The sequence below is a fragment of the Pseudomonas sp. AC355 genome (genome assembly GCF_979258205.1).
In genome coordinates this window covers 4,553,415-4,577,190 of record NZ_OZ409843.1, presented here as the reverse complement: position 1 = coordinate 4,577,190, position 23,776 = coordinate 4,553,415, and the positions used below count along the sequence as shown (strand labels likewise).

Genomic DNA, 23,776 nt, shown 5'->3' with positions numbered 1-23,776 from the left:
CTATAATCGCGCCTTTTTACGGGCTTACTCGGCCCGCCAACGCTTTCAAGCAGGCACGTATCCATGACCATTCAGGCCGCCGAAGTCGCCAAGCGCCGTACTTTCGCCATCATTTCGCACCCCGACGCCGGTAAAACCACCATCACCGAAAAGCTGCTGCTGATGGGGCAGGCAATCGCCGTGGCCGGTACGGTCAAGTCGCGTAAATCCGACCGCCACGCGACCTCCGACTGGATGGAAATGGAGAAGCAGCGCGGGATTTCCATCACCACCTCGGTGATGCAGTTCCCCTACCGCGAGCACATGGTCAACCTGCTCGACACCCCCGGCCACGAAGACTTCTCCGAAGACACCTACCGCACCCTGACCGCGGTGGACTCGGCGCTGATGGTGCTCGACGGCGGTAAAGGTGTCGAGCCACGCACCATCGCCCTGATGGACGTCTGCCGACTGCGCGACACACCGATCGTCAGCTTCATCAACAAGCTGGATCGCGATATCCGCGACCCTATCGAACTGCTCGACGAGATCGAGGCGGTTCTCAAGATCAAGGCCGCGCCGATCACCTGGCCGATTGGTTGCTACCGCGATTTCAAAGGCGTTTACCACCTGGCCGATGACTACATCATCGTCTACACGCCTGGCCATGGCCACGAGCGCACCGCGACCAAGATCATCGAGAAACTCGACTCCGACGAAGCCCGTGCCCACCTGGGTGATGAGTACGATCGCTTCGTCGAGCAACTGGAGCTGGTGCAGGGCGCCTGCCACACATTCAATCAGGAAGAATTTCTTAATGGTCAGTTGACCCCGGTGTTCTTCGGCACCGCGTTGGGCAATTTCGGGGTCGACCATGTACTCGATGCCGTGGTCGACTGGGCCCCGCGTCCGCTGGCTCGCGTCGCTAATGAGCGCACCGTGGAACCCGTGGAAGAGAAGTTCACCGGCTTCGTGTTCAAGATCCAGGCGAACATGGATCCCAAACACCGCGACCGTATCGCCTTCATGCGCATCTGCTCGGGCAAGTACGAGAAAGGCATGAAGATGCGCCACGTGCGCACCGGCAAGGACGTACGCATCGGCGACGCCCTGACCTTCTTCTCCTCCGAGCGTGAAATGCTCGAAGAGGCCTGGGCCGGCGACATCATCGGCCTGCACAATCACGGCACCATCCAGATCGGCGATACCTTCAGCGAAGGCGAAGCGCTGGGCTTTACCGGCATCCCGCACTTCGCTCCGGAACTGTTCCGCCGCGTGCGCCTGAAGGATCCGCTCAAGTCCAAACAACTGCGCCAAGGCCTGCAGCAGCTCGCCGAAGAAGGCGCTACCCAGGTGTTCTTCCCCGAGCGCAGCAACGACATCATCCTCGGCGCCGTCGGTGTGCTGCAGTTCGACGTGGTCGCCAGCCGCCTGAAAGAGGAATACAAGGTCGAGTGCGGCTACGAGCCGATCACCGTCTGGTCAGCCCGCTGGATCGAATGCAGCGACAAGAAGAAGCTGGAAGAATTTTCCAACAAGGCCGTAGAAAACCTCGCTCTCGACGGCGGCGGCCACCTCACCTACCTGGCGCCCACCCGCGTCAACCTGAGCCTGATGGAAGAGCGCTGGCCCGACGTAAAATTCCGCGCGACCCGCGAGCATCATTGATCGGTGCGTATGTGAAGTTTGAATAGAAAAGAGCGTAGGGCGTATTAGCCGAAGGCGTAATCCGAAAAATGTCTCTAAGTAACGCAACTCTCGAACAGCAAAACGGCCCGCACAAAGCGGGCGTTCAGTTGCTGCAACCGATACGACAGATTTGCGGTAAACGACGGATTACGCCTCCGGCTGATCCAGACTACGGGTATCCGTCAGACCGCGATGCACGCCATCGCCCAAGTAGTTTCTCATCAAACGACTCAAGGCTAATCTCTTCCTCGCCCTTGCCATCCCCCACGGAATAAATAAACTCTTCCCCTGAATCCAGATTTCTCCAATACTTTAAAAGCCCATGAGGTGATACAGACGTGTAAAAACCAACTTTGCGCGCTTGCTGAAAATATATTTTCCGCTTAATTACCGAATTTTGTAGCGCTTGCCCAGCCCAAACGGATGGCGCGAGAATCCCAAGTTCCGAAAGTATAGTGGGCGCTATATCAACCTGAGAAGCTATCGGCCACTCGTTAACCCCACCACCTACATAACCACGCCGCTGAACGATGAATGGAACGGTCAGGACACCTTCTTCGACATTATATTGATGTCCAAAAGACCGCCCCCTCTCTCCGAGCCGTTCTCCATGATCTCCAGTAATAATAATTACTGCATCGTCCAAATACCCCTTTCTTTCCATAACATTCAAAATACCATCCACTACAAGATCAAACTGGACGACACCGTTATCATAGTAATTGATACCGCCTAACTTCTCGTCTTCACTTGGAGCTACTATCCCTTCCTTTCCAGGCACCCACTTGTAGTAATTGACACTCGGAGCAAACATCTCAGCATGCCGACGCCCCAGGCCATGACTTGACATGAGGTGAAACTGAAACATGACCGGCCGAGTGCGATCATAATCAGGAAGATCGGCAACGTGATCAAGCACGAGCAAATCATCATTTACATAGCGATCCTTTTGTAGCGTGCCGTCGAAATAGCTATCGACAACACCATAGGACTCTCTCAATCCGTAAAAATTTGTGTGATCGCCGGAAAGTACCATGTTGACGGCATAGTTGTGGCGTCGTAGAACCTCATGAAGGGTAAAGGGTTTGGTAGGGAACAAGTGCAATGGCCTCGACGAGGCTATCGCTGCCAGACCACAAGAAGATTCTGCACAAACCGAACGCACAGGCGACACCAAGAGTGTTTGATGTTTCTCTCTAGATGCATCAAGGTAAGGAGTGGTAGCACGCGGATACCCGTAAATACTCATATGATCAGCTCGAAGAGCATCGCCTACTATCAGAATCACATTACGCGGAACGAAATTTTCCGTTGCCGTATAGCTTGCAGATGCCTGATCCTCGGCTGCATCAAGCACGGGAGATATAGTAATAGAGTGACTTTGCATTAAAGCAGAGTGTTTACCGAAAAAACTTACCCCTATTGGCTCCTGAGGATGTAGTTCCGTTAAGTCACAAAGTCGCATATATTGGCCAAATACAAGCGTGCCACCCAACACGGTCACTAGGCACAAGCCTACTAGTGACAAGCGCTCTGACGCCCATCGACTCCAGTCAATAAAAAATATAACTCGATAGAGGGCAACAAACCCTACCGCCACAAGTAGAAAAGCCGGGGTCACTATCCAGAGGGAGAGGCCAAGAACTTCAAAGAGAGCACCTCCCTGAACGGCATAAGCCTTGATGAGCGGCACCGTCACTACTCGCCCCCAGGAAAACAACCCTAGCAGAACCAAAAGATACCAACCCAATAAAAAAAGAGCAGGAAGAAGCCAGCAGCCTACCGCCAACAAACGCCCCCGCCGACCAAGAGCCCGCCACAAAATGACACGAACAATAAACAATCCTAGCCAAAAAGAAAGGATCACAAAAAAGTGCGCCCCAACTACCGTCCAGCGCGCTGCAAAGAGAAAAATATAAGCGGCTAGAAAAGCCAGAGGAAGAAAAAACCAGACAACCAACTCACTTAGAAGACTTACGCAAGCCCAACGCCTCCAAGTCACAGATAATCCCCTCACTTTTATTTACATTGCCCTATAAAGTAAAACACCCCGCATGTGCGGGGTGTTCACTGAACATTACCAGACTTTAAAAAAATCTAGCAATTACTGCCTGAGAAAATTACGGGCCAGTGGTAGCAGCACCTACCGGGCAGCCAGCAGGGGCATAACTATCTTTCCAACCGCCGCTTGCGGAAGCCGTTACCGCACAGCCCCAGGAGCCAGTAGCACCTCTGGTCAGCGTGACAACTGCACCAGTGACTGCAGCACCAGCGTTACCACCCAACTCACCAGAGATGGTCGGCTCATCGGTATTACCACCGGCAATGTCGATCTGTGCTTTACCAGTACCATCCAGCAGGTTGGAGCCTACAAAGCCCAAATCCACTTCGCCATCACCCGGAGCATCGTTGCTTACAATCGTCCGCCCTTCGAGCAATGCAGCCTCAGCCGCAGTTTTCAGGCCGCTGATTTCACTCACGACACGAGTAACTTGAGTGCGAGCGGTATAGTCTTGATATTGCGGAATGGCGATTGCCGCTAGAATGCCGATGATTGCTACAACGATCATCAGTTCGATAAGGGTAAAACCCTTTTGCATTTGAGCTTTCATATACTCTCCAGTCATTAAGTGTCAGGCAGACAAGCCTGCAGATGACTATGCAGAAGGCGTGCCAACAAAACCAACCCTCAAAAACACGATGAAACCTGCGGACTCGCTCACAGAATGGAGCCTTGCACGCCAGCAATGCCCAGCACAACACACGGCACTTCTCCGCACCTTGTGACACTTTTCGTCACTTGAGTGCTGGCCGTTTGGCAGCAACTGCCATCTGCGCTATAACGCACCCATTCGATATGCGTGAGGTGCCCATGAGCGACAATATTCCCCTTTCCGGTTTGGCCAAGCAGGTGGTACTGGCTGAGTTACTGGACGAGAAGGCCGCTCAGCAGGCGCAAACCCAGGCCAAGCGTAATAAATTGTCGCTGGTCACCTACCTGGCGCAGAACAAACTGGTAAAGAGTCGCGCCCTGGCTGAGCTGGCAGCGGATCAGTTTGGCGTGGCCTATTTCGACCTAAACGCGCTGGACAAGGAAAGCCAACCGAGGGACTTGGTCAGCGAGAAGCTGGTGCGCCAGCACCGCACCCTGCCGTTGTGGCGCCGCGGCAATAAGTTGTTCGTGGGCATCTCTGACCCCTCCAACCACCAGGCGGTTACGGATATCCAGTTCAGCACCGGCCTCTCCACTGAAGCCTTACTGGTCGAAGACGACAAGCTCGGTGATGCCATCGACAAGTTCTTCGATACGGGGCACAGCGGCCTGGAAGACATGGGCGACGTTGACCTTGATGGCTTGGAAACGGAGTCCGGCGATGATGACAAGAAGATCAACGATGGCGGCGGCCAGGATGCCGACGACGCGCCGGTAGTGCGTTTCGTCAACAAGATGCTGCTCGATGCAATTAAGGGCGGCTCCTCCGACCTGCACTTCGAGCCTTACGAAAAAGCCTACCGCGTACGTTTTCGTACCGACGGTATTCTGCATGAGACGGCACGTCCGCCAATTCAACTGGCACCGCGCATCGCTGCACGCCTGAAGGTCATGGCTGGGCTGGACATTTCCGAGCGACGCAAGCCGCAGGATGGCCGTATCAAGATGCGCATATCCAAGAGCAAATCCATCGACTTTCGCGTCAATACCTTGCCCACCCTGTGGGGCGAGAAGATCGTGATGCGGATTCTCGACTCCGCCAGCGCGCAGATGGGGATCGATGCTCTGGGCTATGAGGAGAGCCAGAAAGAGCTGTATATGGCAGCGCTCAAGCAGCCTCAGGGAATGATTCTGGTAACCGGCCCTACGGGTTCGGGGAAAACCGTGTCGCTGTATACCGGTCTGAACATCCTCAACACCCCGGACGTGAATATCTCCACGGCAGAAGATCCGGTAGAGATCAACCTGGAAGGTATCAACCAGGTTAACGTCAACCCTAAGCAGGGCATGGACTTCACCCAGGCCCTGCGTGCGTTCCTGCGCCAGGATCCGGACATCATCATGGTCGGTGAGATCCGCGACCTGGATACGGCCTCCATCGCCATCAAGGCCGCACAGACGGGCCATATGGTGATGTCCACCTTGCACACCAACAGCGCGGCTGAAACCTTGACCCGCTTACGCAATATGGGAGTGCCCTCCTTCAACATCGCCACCTCGGTGAACCTGATCATCGCCCAGCGTCTGGCGCGCAAGCTGTGCAGCAGTTGCAAGAAGGAAATGCCCATTCCGAACGAGGCGCTGCTGGAGGAAGGTTTCCCCGCAGACAAGCTCGGCACCTTCAAGCTTTATGGCCCGGTAGGCTGTGAAAATTGCAAGAACGGTTACAAAGGCCGTGTCGGTATTTATGAAGTGGTTAAAAACACGCCAAGCCTGCAGCGGATTATCATGGAGGAAGGCAATTCCATCGATATTGCCACGCAAATGCGAAAAGACGGCTTCAACGACCTGCGTACTTCGGCCCTGCTGAAAGCCATGCAAGGCGTGACCAGCCTTGAAGAAGTCAACCGCGTGACCAAGGATTAACCATGGCAGCAGCAAAGGCAGCGAAGACCAGCACATTTGTCTGGGAAGGCAAGGATCGCAAGGGATCCGTGGTAAAAGGCGAGCTCAACGGGCAGAACCCCGCCCTGGTCAAGGCGCAACTGCGCAAGCAGGGTATCAACCCGACCAAAGTGCGCAAGAAGGGCATGTCGCTATTTGGTGGTGGTAAAAAGATCAAGCCGCTGGATATCGCCCTGTTCGCTCGGCAAATGGCGACGATGATGAAAGCAGGCGTTCCACTGCTGCAGTCCTTCGATATCATCGCCGACGGCCTCGAAAACCCGAATATGCGCAAGCTGGTCGATGATATTAAGCAGCATGTAGCAGCCGGTAATAGTTTCGCCGCAGCGCTGCGCACCAAGCCGCAATATTTCGATGATCTGTTCTGCAACCTGGTTGAAGCGGGCGAGCAGTCAGGTGCCCTGGAAACCCTGCTGGACAGGGTGGCCACTTACAAGGAAAAAACCGAAGCACTGAAAGCCAAGATCAAAAAAGCGATGAACTACCCCATTGCGGTGGTTGCCGTCGCGATAATTGTTTCTTGTATTCTGCTAATCAAAGTAGTACCACAGTTTCAAAGTGTCTTTTCAAACTTCGGTGCAGATCTGCCGGCGTTTACCCTGTTCGTGATCGGTATCTCTGAAGGCCTACAGGAATGGTGGTTTATCTTCCTGATTGCCATGGTCGCAGCAGGTTATGGATTCGTGCAAGCCAAGCAACGCTCGGAGAAGTTTCGTGATGCCCTGGACCGCGGCGTACTCAAAGCACCGATTGTTGGCAATATCGTCTACAAATCATCCGTAGCACGTTATGCCCGCACACTTTCCACTACTTTTGCTGCTGGCGTGCCATTGGTCGAAGCATTGGACTCAGTGGCAGGCGCTACCGGCAACGTGGTGTTCCGTAATGCCGTGAACAAGGTCAAACAGGACGTAACCAGCGGTATGCAGCTGAATTTCTCCATGCGCTCGACCAATGTGTTTCCTGCCATGGCCGTGCAGATGACCGCCATTGGTGAAGAATCCGGCGCACTGGATACCATGCTCGACAAAGTGGCCAGCTACTACGAGGCGGAAGTGGATAATGCTGTGGATGGCCTGACCGCGCTGATGGAGCCGCTGATCATGTCCGTGCTTGGCGTACTGGTCGGCGGCCTGATCATCGCCATGTACCTGCCAATCTTCCAGCTGGGCAACGTCGTCTAACTATGACCGTGATCGACTTTTTGGCCGGCAATACGCCGGCCTTTGTTTTCTGCGTGCTATTGCTGGGTTTGCTGGTCGGCAGTTTCCTCAACGTCGTTATCCACCGCCTGCCCAAAATGATGCACCGCGACTGGCGCATGCAGGCGCGTGAAGTACTGGAGCTACCCGCCGAGTCCAAGGGCGAAACCTACAACCTGGTACTCCCCCACTCCAGCTGCCCGCACTGCAACCATGAAATTCGCCCCTGGGAGAATATCCCGGTTATCAGCTACCTGTTTCTGCGCGGCAAATGCTCGGGCTGCAAGGCGCAGATCAGCCTGCGCTACCCACTGGTCGAGCTAAGCTGTGGGCTGCTCTCGGCTTACATCGCCTGGCATTTTGGTTTTAGCTGGCAGGCAGGCAGCATGCTGGTACTGGCCTGGGGCCTGCTGGCCATGAGCCTGATCGATGCGGATCATCAGCTGTTACCCGATTCCTTGGTGCTGCCACTGCTGTGGCTGGGCTTGATCGTCAACCAATTTGGTCTGTTCACCAGCCTTGAAGATGCCCTGTGGGGCGCAGTGGCTGGCTACCTGAGCTTATGGTCGGTGTTTTGGCTGTTCAAGTTGGTGACCGGCAAGGAAGGCATGGGCTACGGAGACTTCAAGCTGTTGGCCATGCTCGGCGCATGGGGCGGCTGGCAGATTTTGCCGCTGACCATTTTGCTGTCTTCGGTGGTCGGCGCAGTGCTGGGTGTGATCCTGCTGCGCCTACGCGATGCGAATACCAGCACGCCTATTCCGTTTGGCCCTTACTTAGCCATTGCAGGGTTTATCGCGCTGCTCTGGGGCAAGCAGATTACCGACGGTTATTTGCAGTTTGCTGGCTTTAATTAGCGGCCGAAGGATTATGCAGTGCACTGCACCCTGGGTATCGCTCCGCGATACCCAGGCTACGATCTGGCAGGCTAACCGTTAGATCACTTTTCATCGACCAGCCGCCAAGGCTTTCACCACCACCCCCTCACTCCTTTATAATGCCGCCCCTATTGATTGCAGGGGCACGCGCACACCATGAAACCCTGGACGCTCGGCCTTACCGGCGGTATCGGCAGCGGCAAGAGCGCCGTTGCCGAGCATTTCGTCGAACTGGGCGTGGATCTGATCGATGCAGACCAGGCGGCACGCTGGGTCGTGGAGCCTGGCCGACCGGCGTTAGCGGCCATTGCCGAACATTTTGGCGAGCAGGTTGTGCAAGCGGACGGCCAGCTGAATCGCTCGGCACTGCGCGAGCGAATTTTTGCAGACCCCGCACAGCGCCGTTGGCTGGAAAATCTACTGCACCCGCTGATCGCCCAAGAGGTCGCCCAATTCCTGAACGCCGCCACATCACCCTATGCAATTCTGGTATCACCGCTGCTGATCGAGTCCGGCCAATACAAGCTGACGCAGCGCGTGCTGGTGGTGGATGTGCCCACGCAACTGCAGATCGAGCGCACCATGCGCCGAGATCAGTTGTCGGCTGAACAGGTGCAAACGATTCTGGCCGCTCAGGCAACGCGCGAGGAGCGCCTGCGCCATGCCGATGACGTGCTGACCAACGACCGTGACATGGCGTGGATAAGAAGCGAAGTCGAACGCCTGCATGCCTTTTATCTGACCTTGAATGGAGGCCAACCATGAGCACCCCTACCCTCGTCGCCTGTCCGACCTGCGCCGCCCCAGTGGAATGGGGCCCGCAAAGCCCGAGCCGCCCCTTTTGCTCCGAGCGCTGCAAACTGATCGATCTTGGCGCCTGGGCTTCGGAAGAACATGCGATTCCCGGAAATGAGCTGGAAGACGATCTTTTTTCCGATGACCTGCCGCCACGCCAGCACTGATTGAACCACCGCGCGCCGGCTCATCTTACAAAACGGCACACGTAACGGAGCCCCAATGAGCCCATTGCAAGCCCTGATCGCCGCCGTTCCGCAACGCGGCCAGGTACGCTGGATCGGTGTCCGCCCGACGTCACGCGGTGAGATGCTCGCACTCGAGGCTGTGGAAGCACGCCGCGAAGCAGGGCTGACTGGCGATCACGCTCGGCCGGGGCCGCGCAACGCAAGACAGGTCACGCTGATTCAGTGGGAGCACTTGGCCGTGGTCAGCGCGCTACTGGGTCGCGATCCACAGCACGCGATAAAGCCCGAAGATCTCAGGCGCAATATCGCCATCAGCGGTATCAACCTGTTCAGCCTCAAAGGCCGGCGCTTTCGTATTGGCCAGGCGATTCTGGAAACCACCGGCTGGTGCCAACCCTGCGCACGCTTGGAGGAACGCCTGGGCCTTGGGACTTTCCAGGCGGTACGCGGCCATGGCGGCATCACCGCACGCGTACTACAGGGTGGAATTATTCGCCTGAGCGACTCGCTCGAAGTCGAGCCCCTGGAACAGTTCGAATAGCGGCAGCCAGCATATATCGCGATCCGCGCTCAGTGGCGCCCTGCTAGACTGAGCGCATTTTGCGAGGTGCATGCCCGGCCGATTGAACCTTGGCGATCAACGTCGAGTCGATGACTACCTGAGTGTTTCTCAGCATCGTATCGTGCGTCAGATTGATCCGATCTGCCGAGCCGCACCCCTGAGTCGCCTGGCGCTTCGAGCCTTGCTCGCCCGGACTCAGCACCGTTTTTTTAGCCTTGTGAGAAGTATCGATGACCCATCGAATCGTAATCGTTGGCGGCGGAGCCGGCGGCCTGGAACTCGCCACACGCCTGGGAAGAACCCTGGGCAAGCGTGGCAAAGCCCATATCACCCTTGCCGACGCCAACCTGACACACATCTGGAAACCGCTGCTGCATGAAGTCGCCGCCGGCTCGCTGAACTCCACGGAGAACGAGCTCAACTATGTTGCTCAGGCGAAATGGAACCACTTCGAATTCCAGATCGGCCGCATGAGTGGACTGGATCGCGAACGCAAAACCATCCAACTTGCCGCAACGCTGGATGAGGACAACCGCGAACTGGTGCCTGCACGCGAACTCGCTTACGACTCCCTGGTGATCGCGGTAGGCAGCACCACCAATGACTTCGGCACCGAAGGGGCGGCCAGCCACTGCATCTTCCTCGACACCCGCGAACAAGCCGAACGCTTCCACCGCAAGATGCTCAGCCACTACCTGCGTGCTCATGCCGGCAACGGTGACAACGACCAGATCAGCGTCGCCATCGTCGGCGCCGGCGCCACCGGCGTGGAACTGGCAGCCGAGCTGCACCACGCCGCTCATCAATTAGCGGCCTATGGGCTGGATCGCATTCGTCCCGAGAACATGCGCATCACTCTGATCGAAGCGGGCCCCCGCGTGCTGCCGGCCCTGCCGGAACGCATCAGCGCCCCCGTTCACCGCACCTTGCAGAAGCTCGGCGTAACCGTGATGACCAACGCTGCGGTGAAAGAGGTGACTGCCGACGGTTTGCTTACCGCCAGTGGCGAGCATATTCCTGCGAGCCTCAAGGTCTGGGCGGCGGGCATCCGTGCGCCGGCCTTTCTGAAGGATCTAGATGGCCTGGAAAACAATCGGATCAATCAGCTAGTGGTCACACCGACCCTGCAAACCACCCGCGACGAGAACATCTTCGCCTTCGGTGACTGCGCCGCCTGCCCGATGGGTGATGGCAGCGAGCGCAACGTACCGCCGCGTGCGCAGGCGGCTCACCAGCAAGCTTCGCTACTGGTCAAGTCGCTCACCTTACGCCTGCAGAAGCAGCCGTTGCCCACCTACACCTACAAGGACTACGGCTCGCTGATCTCGCTGTCGAGCTTTAGCGCCGTTGGCAATCTGATGGGTAACCTGATGGGCAGCGTGAAGCTGGAAGGCTGGCTGGCTCGCATGTTTTACATATCGCTGTATCGCATGCACCAGATGGCGCTCTATGGCCCCTTCCGCACCCTGCTGCTGATGCTTAGCGACCGTATCGGGCGCAGTACCGATCCGCGACTAAAGCTGCATTGATCCTAAGAAGGGCGCCGAGTGACAACCTCGGCGCCCTTCTTAAAGATGGCTCTAGAAATGTTATGTGCATGGCCCGGAAAGCAAAAAACCCGCACTAGGCGGGTTTCTTACTCAAGCAGAGCTTGAAATGGTGGGTCGTGTGGGATTCGAACCTACGACCAATTGGTTAAAAGCCAACTGCTCTACCAACTGAGCTAACGACCCAAAAATGGTCGGGGTGAGGGGATTCGAACTCCTGACATCCTGCTCCCAAAGCAGGCGCGCTACCGGACTGCGCTACACCCCGAAGGAAAGATTGGCTCCGCGACCTGGACTCGAACCAGGGACCCAATGATTAACAGTCATTTGCTCTACCGACTGAGCTATCGCGGAACTATGCTTCTTTCAGTCTCTGTTACTAGCTTTTGGCTTTCGCCAATTGCCGCTGCAGAGGCGCGCCATTTTACGGTTCCGCGAGCTACTGTCAACCCCCTAAATTGCTTTTATGACAATGCTTTGCGAAAGAATGGCCATTTGCTATACCTTCACCGAATACCTGCACTGTTTGAAGCACCGCAGTGAGGTCTCACCCAGGAATACCGATGACCACTCAAGGCACGCCGCCGCCCCCCCAAAATGGTTCGCGCACACTGGCAAGCCGAGGCATTCAGCCACGCTTCAGTGAGCTGGGGCAAAGCTGTCGCAAGCTGGTACTCAATCATCTGGCGGATAACCTGGCGCGCACCTTCGCCCAGGTCGACGACACCCTCTTTCAGTGCGCAGAGAAAGCAGAGAACAATCAGGTTCAGGCACTGTTCTTCGAAAGCATGCGCAGCATCCGCACATTGCGTCCGCAGATTGAACGCCACTACCACCTGAGCATTTCTCAGAGCATTGCCGACTTTCTCGACGGCAAGCTGGTTGCTAGCGCTGTATCGCCTACGGATATACACGCCGAGGATCTGGCGCTGGTGCAGAACGAGGACTACGAAGAAATCCTCCAGGTGACCAATATGGCCAGCCGGGTTCAGGCCCGCTGCGCCCAGGCACTGTTCGCTTTAGAGCAGCGCCTTGCGCTTCTCAATAACGGCCAACCGCTGCCGGAAGGCAGCAATCCGCTCGCACCCAAAACGATAGCCCAGGCATTTCTCACGGCCCTTGGCCCCTGCGAGCTGCCACTGAGAATCAAACTGGTGCTGTACAGCCTGTTCGACAAACAGCTCATGCACGAGCTGGAAAAACTCTATGACGCGCTCAATCAGCGTCTGATAGATGCAGGCGTGCTGCCCAACCTCAAATACACCTCAGCACGCACGCCAGAGCAGGCGCCCCCGTCTTCGCAGACGAAGATGACGCCACACACCGCCAACACCCCGACGAGTGAAGCGCATGACGAGCCCCCGCTGCTCGATCTTGATGCCGCCCCACCCGCCAACATGGAGCTACTGGTCGAAGGTCTAGGCGCCCTGCTCGCCGAATATCGCAAGCAACAGAGCACCCTTAGCCAGCCCGGCAGTACGCCAAGCATGGCCAGCTTCGCGCCCGAAGGCGCCAGGCGCACTTATGATGCGGCCGATTTGCTGGCAGCCCTGAATCGCATGCAGCAAACGTCCGCCATCGAGCTGGCCCAGCGGCTGGAACAACCGCAGCAGGTTGCCGGGCTGAAGGCCGACCTGCAGCGACAACTGGCCAGCCATAGCGAGGAGCCACAACAGCATCGACTGGGCAACAGGGAAACCGATGTCATCGACTTGGTGGGCATGCTGTTCGACTTTATCCTCGATGACGACAATCTGCCGCAGCCCTACAAGATAGCCCTCTCCCACCTGCACACGCCCTACCTGAAAGTGGCACTGCTGGATAAAGCCCTGTTCACCCAGCAACACCATCCAGCGCGCCAGTTGATCAATGCCATGGCTAAAGCTGGTGTTCTCTATGGTGCACCGGATGAAGCCCACGGCCTGCTGGCCAAGGTACATTGGGTGGTGAAGCAAGTGATTCAGCACTTCAGCGGCGACCTGCGCCTGTTCGACGAGCTGCTCAAGGAATTCAATGAGCTCACCGGCACACTCAAGCAGCGGGTAGATCTCCAGGAACGGCGGACGGTAGAAACAGCCAAGGGCCGCGACAAACTGCTGGCCGCCCGACACCGGTCTGCCCAGGTCATCGCTCAAAGCCTGGCCAAACGCTCACCGCCGCCGATCATTCGTCACTTCCTGGAGCGCACCTGGATTGATGTACTGGTGTTCATTCAGTTACGCCATGGCTCATCCAGCAACGAATGGCAGCGCGCCAGCGAAACGGCCGAGCAGCTGGCCTGGAGCGGAATACCGCTCGACGCCACGCAACGTGATCGACTGCAGCATCTGCGTATAGAGATGCTCGAAGAGTTGCGCAAAGGCTTGATGCTGCTAGGCGGCTACCACGAAGATGACATCCGCCGTCTACTTCAGGATCTGGTCGCCTGTCAGCATGCCGTTCAGGCGGGACAACCCGAACTAGCCTCCGGCATGACATTGCCGCCCAGCCCCAGCCAACTGGGTGCCATGCTGGGAGATGAGGCTGCACTGCTCGACCCTTCCCTGGCCAACACCACGCTTTCACAAAATGGCCAGCGCCTGGTGCGCGAGCTTGAGAAGGTCGAATTCGGTACGTGGTTCGAATTCATCAAAGGCGATAAACGTCAGACGCTGAAGTTGTCCTGGTACAGCCCGACAACCCACAACTACATGTTCGTTGACCCGAACGGTCAGCGCGCTGCGGTCAAATCGGTCAGCCAGTTGGCCCAGGAAATGGAACAGGGCACAGCCCGCTTCAGTAAGCCGGATCGGGCAGCGCCGATGGTCGATCGCGCGCTAACCGCCGTTTATCGTGTTCTGCAACAGCTCACCGGCCGTACTCACTGAGAACCGCGTATGGATGATCGTCGCCAGCACAGCCGCTACCCAACCACCTCGCTGCTCGAGGTATTCGAGCAACACAGCGGACGCTACCTCGGACGCGTCGCTGATATATCCAGCGACGGCCTTATGCTCTGCTGCACGGCACCTCAGCCTGCGGATACGCTGGTGGAGTGCCAACTGGTTTGCTCAATACCGCTGAACGGTGTTGGCGAGTTGCACTTTATCGGCGATTGCCTGTGGAGCCGGATAGGCGAACCGGGCCAGCAATGTTGGGCAGGCTATCGCATCATCGATATCGATCAGACCAACACGAAAGCGCTGAATGCGCTGCTGCAGCATTTCCAGGCATCAGTCTGACGCGTTAGTCCACACCAAAACCCTTATTGCAGAGCCTGGGCGAGCAAGCCGATAGATCGCGTCGATCAGCATATCGGCAACAGCGATTAGACGCCGCCGGAGCAAGCGCCTAGGCTTCTCTGTGTCAATCCGTCGCAGGGGAGCTTGCCGTGCCCCGGTTAGCCGAGAGTTCTACCGTTCCTGATTCCAACGAGCCCGCTGCACCGCAGCCGGAAGGCTATGCCTTTGCGCAGCTTGGTAACCCACAAGCCACTGATTCTGCCGTTCTGGCGCAGGAAAGCGCGCTGGCCATCAGCTATAACGGCATCAGCCATGCGGTGATGATGGTTTCGCCTACGGCCGTGGAAGACTTCATTACCGGCTTCAGCGTGACAAGCGCAGTGGTTGACTCCATCGACGATATTTATGACATCCGCTTGCGCCACATCGGCGCGGCGATCAATGCCGACGTCGAGATCAGCAGCCGCGCCTTCTGGGCGATGAAACAACAACGCCGGCAACTGGCCGGCACCAGTGGTTGCGGCCTGTGCGGCGTGGAAGCGCTCGATCAGGCGCTGCCGCAACTGGCCACGCTGACCCAGGCTGAACTGCCCGAGGCGGCGCACCTGGTTGACCTACGCGAGCGGATCGCCGCCGTGCAGGATCTGGCCCGTCGTAGCGGCGCCCTGCATGCCGCGCTGTATGTCGATGGCAGTGGCGAGATACGCGCCTGCCGGGAAGACATCGGCCGGCACAACGCGCTGGACAAGCTGATCGGCGCACTGCTGCGCGAGCGCCAGGATGTACGCCAGGGCTTCGCGGTGGTGACTAGCCGCTGCAGCCTGGAGCTTATTCACAAGGCGGTCAGAGCCGGCATCGGCAACCTGGTCAGCCTTTCGGCCCCGACCGCCCTTACCGTGCAATGGGCGCGCCGGCACAACCTCAACCTGATCCATCTGCCCCACCACAGCGCGCCCCGGGTCTACAGCCCCGCGCCGCCTGCCAGAGAAGAATAACCATGAGCCTGCAACCCGTTAACCCGCGTTACAAACCCTATAAAGGCGCTGCCGCCGGTTGGGGTGCGCTGATCAGCGTCACCCAGTTCTGGCTGGACAGTAAACAGCCATTCAAGAACCTGCGCGCGCTGCTCAAGACCAACCAGAACGGTGGTTTCGACTGCCCCGGCTGCGCCTGGGGCGATTCCCCGGAAGACGGCCACATCAAGTTCTGTGAGAACGGCGCCAAGGCGGTTAACTGGGAAGCCACCAAACGTCGTGTCGACGCGAAGTTCTTTGCTAAGTACACCGTCAGCCAGCTGCGTGAGCAAAGCGACTACTGGCTCGAGTATCAGGGCCGCCTGACCGAGCCGATGCGCTACGACGCCGCCACCGATCGCTACGTGCCCACCTCTTGGGACGATGCCTTCAGCCTGATCGCCAAACACCTGAAAAACCTCGAAAGCCCCAACCAGGCCGAGTTCTACACCTCGGGCCGGGCCAGCAACGAGGCGGCGTTCCTGTATCAGCTGTTCGTGCGGGCATTCGGTACCAACAACTTCCCCGACTGCTCGAACATGTGCCACGAGGCCAGCGGTGTCGCACTGACGCAGAGCGTCGGTATCGGCAAAGGCAGCGTGACCTTTGCCGACTTCGAGCACGCCGATGCGATCTTCGTTCTCGGCCAGAACCCAGGCACCAACCACCCCCGCATGCTCGAGCCGCTGCGTGAGGCGGTGAAGCGTGGCGCCCAGGTCGTTGCTTTCAACCCACTGAAGGAACGAGGCCTGGAGCGCTTTCAGCATCCGCAACACGCTCTGGAAATGCTCACCAACGGTTCCGAGCCACTCAACACTGCGTTCTTCCGCCCGGCACTGGGTGGCGATATGGCGGCGCTGCGCGGCATCGCCAAGTTCCTGCTGCAATGGGAGCGCGAAGCGGTCGCCAAGGGTGACAAACCGGTATTCGACCATGCCTTCATCGCCGAGCACACCGATGGTGTCGACGCCTACCTGGCGGTGCTGGATGAGACATCTTGGGAGTCGCTGGTCGAACAGTCAGGCCTGACCCTCGAAGACATCGAGCAAGCAGCGCTGATGTATCGTCGCGCCGAGAAGGTCATCATGTGCTGGGCAATGGGCATCACCCAACACCTGCACTCAGTGGCCACCATCCAGGAAATCGTCAACCTGCAGTTGCTGCGTGGCAACCTTGGCCGCCCTGGTGCTGGCCTGTGCCCGGTACGTGGCCACAGCAACGTGCAGGGTGACCGCACCATGGGCATCAATGATCGCCCGCCGGTGGTGCTGCTCGACAACATCGAGAAGCGCTTCCAGTTCAAGGTGCCCCGCGAAAACGGCCACAACACCGTCGAAGCGATCAACGCCATGGTCGATGGCCAGGCCAAGGTGTTCATCGCCCTGGGTGGCAACTTCGCCCAGGCTACGCCGGACAGCCCGCGCACCCATAAAGCGCTGCAGAACTGCGAGTTGACCGTACAGATCAGCACCAAGCTCAACCGCAGCCACCTGACCACCGGCACCGATGCGCTGATCCTGCCGTGCCTGGGCCGTACCGATATCGATCATCAGGCCACCGGCCCGCAGGCGATAACCGTAGAAGACTCGTTCAGCATGATCCACGCGTCCAACGGCCAGTTGGAGCCGCTGTCCCGACACATGCGTTCGGAACCCTCGATCGTCGCCGGCATTGCCAAAGCCACACTGGGTAACCACCCGGTCGACTGGGACGCCATGATCGCCGACTACGACCAGATCCGAGAGCTGATCGCCGACACCATTCCCGGCTTCCAGGATTTTAACCAGCGCGTGCAGCACCCAGGTGGTTTCTACCTGGGCAACTCGGCTGGCGCCCGTCAGTGGAAAACCACCACCGGCAAGGCCAACTTCAAGTCCAACACCTTGCTCGCCGATCTGCTGCCTGTGCAGGTGCGTAACAGTGGTCAAACGCCGGATCTGATCCTGCAGACCATGCGCTCCCACGACCAGTACAACACCACCATCTACGGCCTGGACGACCGCTACCGCGGCGTTCGTGGTCAGCGTGACGTGCTGTTCGTCAACGAGGCCGACCTTACGCGACTGGGCTACAAGCATGGCCAGAAAGTCGACATCACTTCGCTGTGGGACGACGGTATCGAACGCAAAGTGGTTGGCTTTACCCTGCTGGCATTCGACATTCCAGCCGGCCAAGCGGCAGCCTATTACCCCGAGGCCAACCCACTGGTGCCGCTGGAAAGCGTCGGTCTGGGCAGCCACACACCGACATCCAAGTTCGTTGCCATTCGCCTGCACACTGCCGGGCAGACTGCGCGCATCCTGTAATCGGTAACGCCTCCATCTCACCCAGGCATCTCGACCTGGGTGAGATGGAGGCGATACTCAGCCGAAGCATCCCCTTCGGCGTGGCGTGGCACCGAATAGCGGCCGAAGTTGCTGCATTTCGTCGGAATCTGCCAAACACATCGGTAAAAATGCCCACTGATGTCCCTTTGCCGTTACTTTCGTCAGTTAACGTGCCAGACCAAGCGCTCAACCGAAGCGCATAGCGTTTCTTGCCCAAGCCACGATGTGGCCCTTCGGGTTTCTGCCAGACGAGCAACACCGTGCGAATGATCCGCCGAGCCGCGCCATTGAGCAGCTCTGCAGCTGACGTCATTCGCCTGCAACGGGAGGAATTCCATGCGTTTTCCATCTGCCGTCCTGCTAGGGGCGGCTCTGCTGAGCATTCAAGCCCAGGCGGCGATCCTGGAGCGGGAACTGGGTGACTACGAGCTCAATCTGGGCACCACGCCAAGTCGCAGCATGGCTCAGGGGCTGGTCAAGCCAGAGAGTGGCGGTACCTTCCACGGCGGCCTCGACCTGAGCCACCCGAGCGGCTGGTACCTCGGTCAATGGTCGCCCAACCTGGGGATCAGCCCGGGTAGTCGCATGGAGCTCAACAGCTATGTCGGCTATCGACAGCAGTTCGTCGATTCGCTCGGCTACGAAGTCGGCACGATTCGCTACAGCCATCCGGGTTACACCTACCTCGACAGTCAGGACGTTTACGCAGGCCTGACGTATGACGCGCGCCGCTTCGGTTTCTCCTTCAGCAATGACCCAAGCCGCTTCAACAGTACGGTGCTGGCCGACCTGGGCCGTGTCAGCCTGCTGGGCATGGCCGTCGTCGTGCGCTACGGCAATCACCTGCTCGACAACCCCAAAAATATTTCCGGTGGTGGGCAGGTCAGCTCCTTCAACGACTGGTCGCTGAGCCTGTCGCGGCCCTGGAAAGGAATCGACTTCGATTTTTCCTACTCGGATTCCAGCTTGAGCGGTGATGCATGCTCGGCCTATTCAGGCCATAACACCGAGTGTGAGGGCTGGTTCCTGATCAAAGCATCGCGCTCACTGTTCTAAACAGCCGCCCACCCGCGGCCACGCTGGGCGAGCCCTGCATCACACACATCTTGATACATTCACCCATGTATCTTTAATCCCCATCTCGGGAATTTCCTTGCAGATCAGGCTCTAAGCTTGTGTCGCCGGCACAGCGCGGGCGACCGCATGATCCATGGCACTGCCATGACTACGCCCGCAAGGGTATTTTTCGAGGGTTGCGCGATGCGTACATTCCTTACCGCACTCGCTTTCAGTGCACTGGTTTCTCCCCTGGCCAACGCCGATACCACCAAGTCCGCCATTGGCAGCGGTGTCGGTGGTGCGCTCGGCAACATCGTCGGTCAGCATCTGGGCGGCAGCACAGGTGCTGCGATCGGCGCCGGCCTCGGCGGTGCTGCCGGTGGCGCCATCAGTTCACGCAACAAGACCGAAGCTGCATTGGGCGGCGGCCTGGGTGCCTCCGCTGGCTCCGTGCTGGGCAACCAGTTCGGTGGCGGCACGGCATCGACCATAGGCGCCGGTCTCGGTGGTGCTGCCGGTGGTGCTCTGGCCAACGAGATGGCCGACAGCAACCGCAATGAATCCCGCTACCGCGATAATGGCCATCGTCATGGCAAGAAGCACCACAAACGTCATCACAAACATCGCCATCGCTAATCCATACATGACCAAGGGCGCTTTTAGCGCCCTTGGTCTCTCAAGAGACTCGCAACGCCTCCATCGCCAGCCGTAATTTTTCAGGTATCGCAACCGGTCGGTTGCTCGACCTGTCGACGAACACATGCACGAAGCGCCCAGCGGCGCAGGCCTGCTCTTCCCCTTCCTTGAATACCGCCAGCTCGTACTGCACCGAACTGTTGCCCAGATTGCCGACTCGCAAGCCGATCTCGATGCGCTCGGGAAAGGCAATTGACGCGAAGTAGTCGCAGCTCGAACTCACCACGAACCCGACGATTTCACCGCGATGAATATCCAGCCCACCCACTTCGATCAGGTAGGTGTTCACCGCGCTGTCGAAATAGCTGTAATAGGTGACGTTATTGACGTGCCCGTACAGGTCGTTGTCATGCCAGCGCGTAGTGATCGACTGGAAGTGGCGATAGTGCTCGCGCAGGTGCTGCGGCTGCTGCATGGGACGACGCCTCGGATAAGGGAGAAGCCGGCATGGTGCCGGCCCTCATCGACGCTGACAACCTACAGCGAGAGCCGCGCAGCTCGGTTAGTAAGCGACCTGATAGATCGCCAGCGCATGGGCCTGGGTCATCTCCCGGGGATTATTGGCCAGCAGACGCTCGTGCAGCATGGCATCGGTCGCTAGGCGTGGCAGCAGAGACTGGTCAACGCCTATATCGCGCAGACGCGCAGGCAGGCCACTGCGCTCGCTGAGGTCGGCCAGTTCGATAATGAACTGCTCGGTGTGATCCGTTGCATCGCCTGAACGAAGGCGCTCCCCCAGCAGCAGCGGCGCCAGTTCCTCGTAGAGCGGCGCCGCGACGGACGCATTGAAGCCCAGCACATGGGGCAGCAGTACCGCCGTACTTACGCCGTGCGGTACTTGGCAATGGCCGCCAAGGGGATAGGCCAGGGCGTGCACGGCTGCCAGCGGCGCATTGGCATACGCCTGCCCGGCGAGACAGGAACCCAGCAGCATGGCCTGCCGTGCCTCGAGATTGCCGCCGTTATGCACCGCTTCGTCGAGATTGGCACCGAGCAATCGCAAAGCCTCGCGAGCGAGCATGTCGGACAGCGGATTCTTGCGCCGCGCGCCGGTATAGGCCTCCACGGCATGCCCCATCGCCAGCATGCCGCAGGCTGCGGTTACGGGTGCTGGCAATTGCAGAGTGAGATCGGCATCGAGTAGCGCCAGATCTGGCAGCAGACGAGCCGACACCACCGCAATACGCGTTGAATGGGCCGTGGTAACCACCGCGATGGGCGTAACTTCGGAGCCGCTACCTGCAGTAGTCGGCACCTGGATCAACGGCAACCGCTGCCCAACGGCCTTGTCGACACCATACAAATCACTTAGCGACTGCCGGCAATCCGGGTGCGCCAACAAGGCAACCAGCTTGGCCACATCCAGCGAGCTGCCACCACCGAAACCGACGATCAGACTCGCCTGTACGTTCTTGGCGAATTGCGCCGCACTGCTTACCACGCTCTCCGGGGCACCGGCCGTCACACCATCGAATACGTGCAGCGCCACGTCACTGCCTGCGAAAGCAGCCCGTACCTCTTCGAAAAAATCGAGCCGCGCTACACCGGCATCGGTGATCAGCACCACCGAGCGCGCTCCCCATGCTCTACACAAGGGAACGAGCCGTTGCACGGCTCCCGGTTCGCAGATGAGATGGGCGGCTGTAGCAAAACTAAATGGCTGCATGACGCTTTCCTCTTCTTGTGATGCGCGCGAATGTGCGCGTGAAGGCCATGCTCCTTGTGCTGTCACCCTGGCAAGGCCCATGTACTCATAGTAGGTCGGGAAACATCATCTGCCTCGTGGAGCCCGCCTTAGCTGCCGCTCGTCGACTACTTCATGCTGGCTAACAGGCCAGGTGGCCGCACGCAGTCTTTCAAGCATCTTGCCTTTGCATTTTGGCTGGAGCGCCACAGCCCAGTAACCATGCGCCTTTGGCGCGCATCGACATATATCGACGCCGTTGGGCGACATTCTGCTGCCGAAAAAGTGCTAGTCCATCCGGTTCTTGGGGTTATGACACATCCGCCTAAGGAAGACGTTTCTCCGGGCTTAGACTGGAAACATCGAAACGAAGATGGAGGTGACTCATGCCCCTTTCTATCGATGGCATGAATATCGGGCAGTACAGCTATCGCCCAGTCGGCAACGTTGGTAATGGTCTGCAAACCAATCAACTGGAGCGAGTGGCACCTGCTACTCAGCGGCTGGACGATGCTCAGGAGCGCTTGCTGGAACGCCAGCGTCTTGAACAGGATCGTCAAGAGCAACTGCGTGAGGCGCGTGACGAGCGCATTGCCCAGCAGGATCAACAGCAAGAACGCGCCCTGCAATTACGCCAGGAACGTCAAGACGCAGTGCAAGCGCTCAACGAGCAGCTACGTGAACAGCGCCTTGAGGCCCTGCAGGAACAGCGTCAGGAAGCGCTCAACCCGCTATCGGCCGAGAGTCTGGCAAGGCAGCGGACGCAGCTGGAAACTGTTCCAGCGGCCAGCAACGGTTATCAGGTCAGCCCGCGATTAGCCGAGCAAGCCATCTCGACTTACCGGCAGACCGAGTCACCAGACTTTATCGGTCGTAGCCTGGTTGCCTGATAAACGAAACAGGCCCTGTGTAGCCTCACGCTAAGCGACGCTACACAGGGCCTGTTTTTATATGTGGGATAGATCCTTGAGGATCATGCGCTTACTCGAAGGAGTAAGCGCATCGAAGGATCACTCCTTGCCGAGCGCCTCCTGACGCTCCAGAAATTCTTCCTGCAGCAGCGCATCGGAGTTCTCCGCTTCGCTGGCATCCAGTTCCTGCTCGAGATGCCCGGTACCGACCGCTTTGCTTTCCAGCTTGCCGACCAGATGCTCCAGAGCGTGGCGCATTTTCTCGGCGGCGCCTTCTACAGCCTGATCCAGTGATTCAGCTTTGTGGGTCACCGACAGCGGCTGATGGCCCTTGGGCCGCGCCTCGATCTGGCAACGCTTGTCATCGGCGCCGCTCTTGCTGCCGTTCTCGTCGCTGATGTGCACTTCGACACGCGACAGGAACTCCTCGTAACGCTCCAGCCGATCCGCCACCGCAGCGCCCACCCATTCCTGGAGTCGCGCACTGCCTTCAATATGGTTGCTGTTCACTTGAACTTGCATGTGATTCCTCGCTTTTGACGGGTCTACAAGCTTGGAGGCGACAGATCAGGACTAGGTTCCTGCTGTTTGCCCTTACGCCAAGATACGCAGCAAGGGCTGGAAGTGGAAGGATGGTTAGAAACGGTCGCGGATAACCACTTCATCGAACGGCAGCTTACCGATACGCGGCTTGGCGTCGATGGCTTTCTTGCCGACTGCGACCATCAGGCCGATCACGTGGTTGTCCGGCAGGTTGATCAGCTTGGCCACCGCGTCGAAATCGAAGCCGTCCATGGGGCAGGAATCGAGCCCTTTGCCGCGTGCGGCCAGCATCAGGGTCTGCGCCATCAGGCCACAGCTGCGCATGGTTTCATCGCGCTGCACCTGGGGTTTGTCGCGGTAATAAGTGTCGATGGCACCCGCCATGTACTGCTGCACCTCTAACGGCGCTCCTTCCCACACCCGGCTGACATTCTTTTCCCAGCTATCGACCTGCGCACAAATCACCACCAGCATCGAGGCATCGGTCATTTGCGCCTGGCCCCAGCCGGCTTCACGGATCTGCTGACGCAACGCCGGATCACTGACCTCGACCAGTCGTACATGCTGCAGGTTGAAAGCTGACGGCGCGAGCAGAGCCAGCTGCAACAGCTCGCTCTTCTCTTCGTTGCTGAGGGTAAAACCGGCGTCGTAACCCTTGATGGCGCGGCGGCTGCGGATGGCTTCGTCGATATGCATGGATAACTCCGGAAACGGTGATGGAAATACTCTCCGCCATGCTAGGTAAGCAGCCGAGACAAAGCCACTGGGCTTTTGCGATGCAATTCATCGCCTGCAACGATTTATTCGAACCCCACTCGGCTTAGCCAGTCGATTACCCATGACCTGCAGTCAGCGCCTACCTTG

General features: G+C 58.3%; 21 protein-coding genes and 3 tRNA genes. 15 read left to right on the top strand and 9 right to left on the bottom strand.

All coding sequences use genetic code 11. The annotated features are described in order from the left end of the window. The first annotated feature begins 63 nt into the window (after positions 1 to 63). Positions 64 to 1,647 carry a peptide chain release factor 3 gene (locus ACZ0AI_RS21320; RefSeq protein WP_463563579.1) on the top strand — a complete coding sequence of 528 codons (1,584 nt, stop codon included), beginning with the start codon at positions 64 to 66 and terminating at the stop codon, positions 1,645 to 1,647. A gap of 190 nt (positions 1,648 to 1,837) precedes the next feature. On the opposite strand, the gene ACZ0AI_RS21315 is transcribed toward ACZ0AI_RS21320, so the two are convergent. Further along, complete coding sequence (locus ACZ0AI_RS21315) at positions 1,838 to 3,670, bottom strand: sulfatase-like hydrolase/transferase (protein WP_463563578.1); 1,833 nt, start codon at positions 3,668 to 3,670, stop codon at positions 1,838 to 1,840. A gap of 118 nt (positions 3,671 to 3,788) precedes the next feature. After that, positions 3,789 to 4,280, bottom strand: coding sequence for a pilin (locus ACZ0AI_RS21310; protein ID WP_463563577.1), 492 nt, complete (start codon positions 4,278 to 4,280; stop codon positions 3,789 to 3,791). Between the two features lie 260 nt (positions 4,281 to 4,540). On the opposite strand from ACZ0AI_RS21310, the gene pilB reads away from it, so the two are divergent. The 7 genes from pilB to ACZ0AI_RS21275 all read left to right on the top strand — a co-directional run bounded on the left by pilB (position 4,541) and on the right by ACZ0AI_RS21275 (position 11,440). After that, positions 4,541 to 6,247: a type IV-A pilus assembly ATPase PilB gene (gene pilB, locus ACZ0AI_RS21305; RefSeq protein ID WP_463563576.1), complete on the top strand. Its 1,707-nt coding sequence runs from the start codon at positions 4,541 to 4,543 to the stop codon at positions 6,245 to 6,247. Positions 6,248 to 6,249: 2 nt separating this feature from the next. Then, complete coding sequence (locus ACZ0AI_RS21300; protein ID WP_463563575.1) at positions 6,250 to 7,470, top strand: type II secretion system F family protein; 1,221 nt, start codon at positions 6,250 to 6,252, stop codon at positions 7,468 to 7,470. Between the two features lie 2 nt (positions 7,471 to 7,472). Continuing rightward, on the top strand, positions 7,473 to 8,345 hold the full coding sequence (locus tag ACZ0AI_RS21295) for a prepilin peptidase (protein WP_463563574.1): 873 nt from the start codon (positions 7,473 to 7,475) through the stop codon (positions 8,343 to 8,345). Between the two features lie 177 nt (positions 8,346 to 8,522). Further along, complete coding sequence (coaE, locus tag ACZ0AI_RS21290) at positions 8,523 to 9,131, top strand: dephospho-CoA kinase (protein WP_463563573.1); 609 nt, start codon at positions 8,523 to 8,525, stop codon at positions 9,129 to 9,131. Beyond that, the gene (gene yacG, locus ACZ0AI_RS21285; RefSeq protein ID WP_225835420.1) at positions 9,128 to 9,328 is read left to right on the top strand and encodes a DNA gyrase inhibitor YacG; all 201 of its coding nucleotides are present in this window, start codon (positions 9,128 to 9,130) and stop codon (positions 9,326 to 9,328) included. Before coaE ends, yacG begins: the two co-directional genes overlap by 4 nt. A 55-nt stretch (positions 9,329 to 9,383) precedes the next feature. Next, entirely contained in the window at positions 9,384 to 9,890 is a 507-nt protein-coding gene (locus tag ACZ0AI_RS21280; protein WP_463563572.1) for an MOSC domain-containing protein, read from the top strand. Between the two features lie 251 nt (positions 9,891 to 10,141). Then, positions 10,142 to 11,440, top strand: coding sequence for an NAD(P)/FAD-dependent oxidoreductase (locus ACZ0AI_RS21275; RefSeq protein ID WP_463563571.1), 1,299 nt, complete (start codon positions 10,142 to 10,144; stop codon positions 11,438 to 11,440). A 128-nt stretch (positions 11,441 to 11,568) separates the two neighbouring features. On the opposite strand, the gene ACZ0AI_RS21270 is transcribed toward ACZ0AI_RS21275, so the two are convergent. The 3 genes from ACZ0AI_RS21270 to ACZ0AI_RS21260 form a co-directional block, all read right to left on the bottom strand. Beyond that, positions 11,569 to 11,644 (bottom strand) — tRNA-Lys (locus ACZ0AI_RS21270). Positions 11,645 to 11,649: 5 nt separating this feature from the next. Further along, positions 11,650 to 11,726: transfer RNA gene (locus ACZ0AI_RS21265), tRNA-Pro, on the bottom strand. Positions 11,727 to 11,736: 10 nt separating this feature from the next. Next, a tRNA-Asn gene (locus ACZ0AI_RS21260) sits at positions 11,737 to 11,812 on the bottom strand. A gap of 209 nt (positions 11,813 to 12,021) precedes the next feature. Between ACZ0AI_RS21260 and ACZ0AI_RS21255 the strand changes: the two genes are divergently transcribed. The 6 genes from ACZ0AI_RS21255 to ACZ0AI_RS21230 all read left to right on the top strand — a co-directional run bounded on the left by ACZ0AI_RS21255 (position 12,022) and on the right by ACZ0AI_RS21230 (position 19,714). Then, entirely contained in the window at positions 12,022 to 14,325 is a 2,304-nt protein-coding gene (locus ACZ0AI_RS21255; RefSeq protein ID WP_463563570.1) for a DUF1631 domain-containing protein, read from the top strand. A 9-nt stretch (positions 14,326 to 14,334) separates the two neighbouring features. Further along, on the top strand, positions 14,335 to 14,679 hold the full coding sequence (locus ACZ0AI_RS21250; protein WP_463563569.1) for a PilZ domain-containing protein: 345 nt from the start codon (positions 14,335 to 14,337) through the stop codon (positions 14,677 to 14,679). 149 nt (positions 14,680 to 14,828) lie between these two features. Then, the gene (gene fdhD, locus ACZ0AI_RS21245) at positions 14,829 to 15,674 is read left to right on the top strand and encodes a formate dehydrogenase accessory sulfurtransferase FdhD (protein ID WP_463563568.1); all 846 of its coding nucleotides are present in this window, start codon (positions 14,829 to 14,831) and stop codon (positions 15,672 to 15,674) included. 2 nt (positions 15,675 to 15,676) lie between these two features. Further along, complete coding sequence (locus ACZ0AI_RS21240; protein ID WP_463563567.1) at positions 15,677 to 17,998, top strand: FdhF/YdeP family oxidoreductase; 2,322 nt, start codon at positions 15,677 to 15,679, stop codon at positions 17,996 to 17,998. 357 nt (positions 17,999 to 18,355) lie between these two features. Continuing rightward, the gene (locus tag ACZ0AI_RS21235) at positions 18,356 to 19,075 is read left to right on the top strand and encodes a TorF family putative porin (RefSeq protein ID WP_463563566.1); all 720 of its coding nucleotides are present in this window, start codon (positions 18,356 to 18,358) and stop codon (positions 19,073 to 19,075) included. A 204-nt stretch (positions 19,076 to 19,279) separates the two neighbouring features. After that, positions 19,280 to 19,714: a glycine zipper domain-containing protein gene (locus ACZ0AI_RS21230; protein WP_225835449.1), complete on the top strand. Its 435-nt coding sequence runs from the start codon at positions 19,280 to 19,282 to the stop codon at positions 19,712 to 19,714. Between the two features lie 40 nt (positions 19,715 to 19,754). Here ACZ0AI_RS21230 and ACZ0AI_RS21225 read toward each other — a convergent pair whose 3' ends face one another. Continuing rightward, complete coding sequence (locus ACZ0AI_RS21225) at positions 19,755 to 20,189, bottom strand: acyl-CoA thioesterase (protein ID WP_463563565.1); 435 nt, start codon at positions 20,187 to 20,189, stop codon at positions 19,755 to 19,757. Positions 20,190 to 20,276: 87 nt separating this feature from the next. Beyond that, the gene (locus ACZ0AI_RS21220) at positions 20,277 to 21,440 is read right to left on the bottom strand and encodes an iron-containing alcohol dehydrogenase (RefSeq protein ID WP_463563564.1); all 1,164 of its coding nucleotides are present in this window, start codon (positions 21,438 to 21,440) and stop codon (positions 20,277 to 20,279) included. 404 nt (positions 21,441 to 21,844) lie between these two features. Between ACZ0AI_RS21220 and ACZ0AI_RS21215 the strand changes: the two genes are divergently transcribed. After that, positions 21,845 to 22,348, top strand: coding sequence for an ATP synthase subunit B family protein (locus ACZ0AI_RS21215; RefSeq protein ID WP_225835455.1), 504 nt, complete (start codon positions 21,845 to 21,847; stop codon positions 22,346 to 22,348). Between the two features lie 120 nt (positions 22,349 to 22,468). Here the strand turns inward: ACZ0AI_RS21215 and ACZ0AI_RS21210 are convergent, their stop codons facing one another. Together ACZ0AI_RS21210 and ACZ0AI_RS21205 are read right to left on the bottom strand one after the other, a co-directional pair. Further along, positions 22,469 to 22,891: an HPF/RaiA family ribosome-associated protein gene (locus ACZ0AI_RS21210; RefSeq protein WP_463563563.1), complete on the bottom strand. Its 423-nt coding sequence runs from the start codon at positions 22,889 to 22,891 to the stop codon at positions 22,469 to 22,471. A gap of 114 nt (positions 22,892 to 23,005) precedes the next feature. After that, positions 23,006 to 23,608 (bottom strand): nitroreductase family protein, encoded by a 603-nt coding sequence (locus ACZ0AI_RS21205; protein WP_463563562.1) that lies wholly within the window; start codon positions 23,606 to 23,608, stop codon positions 23,006 to 23,008. Positions 23,609 to 23,776: the final 168 nt, after the last annotated feature.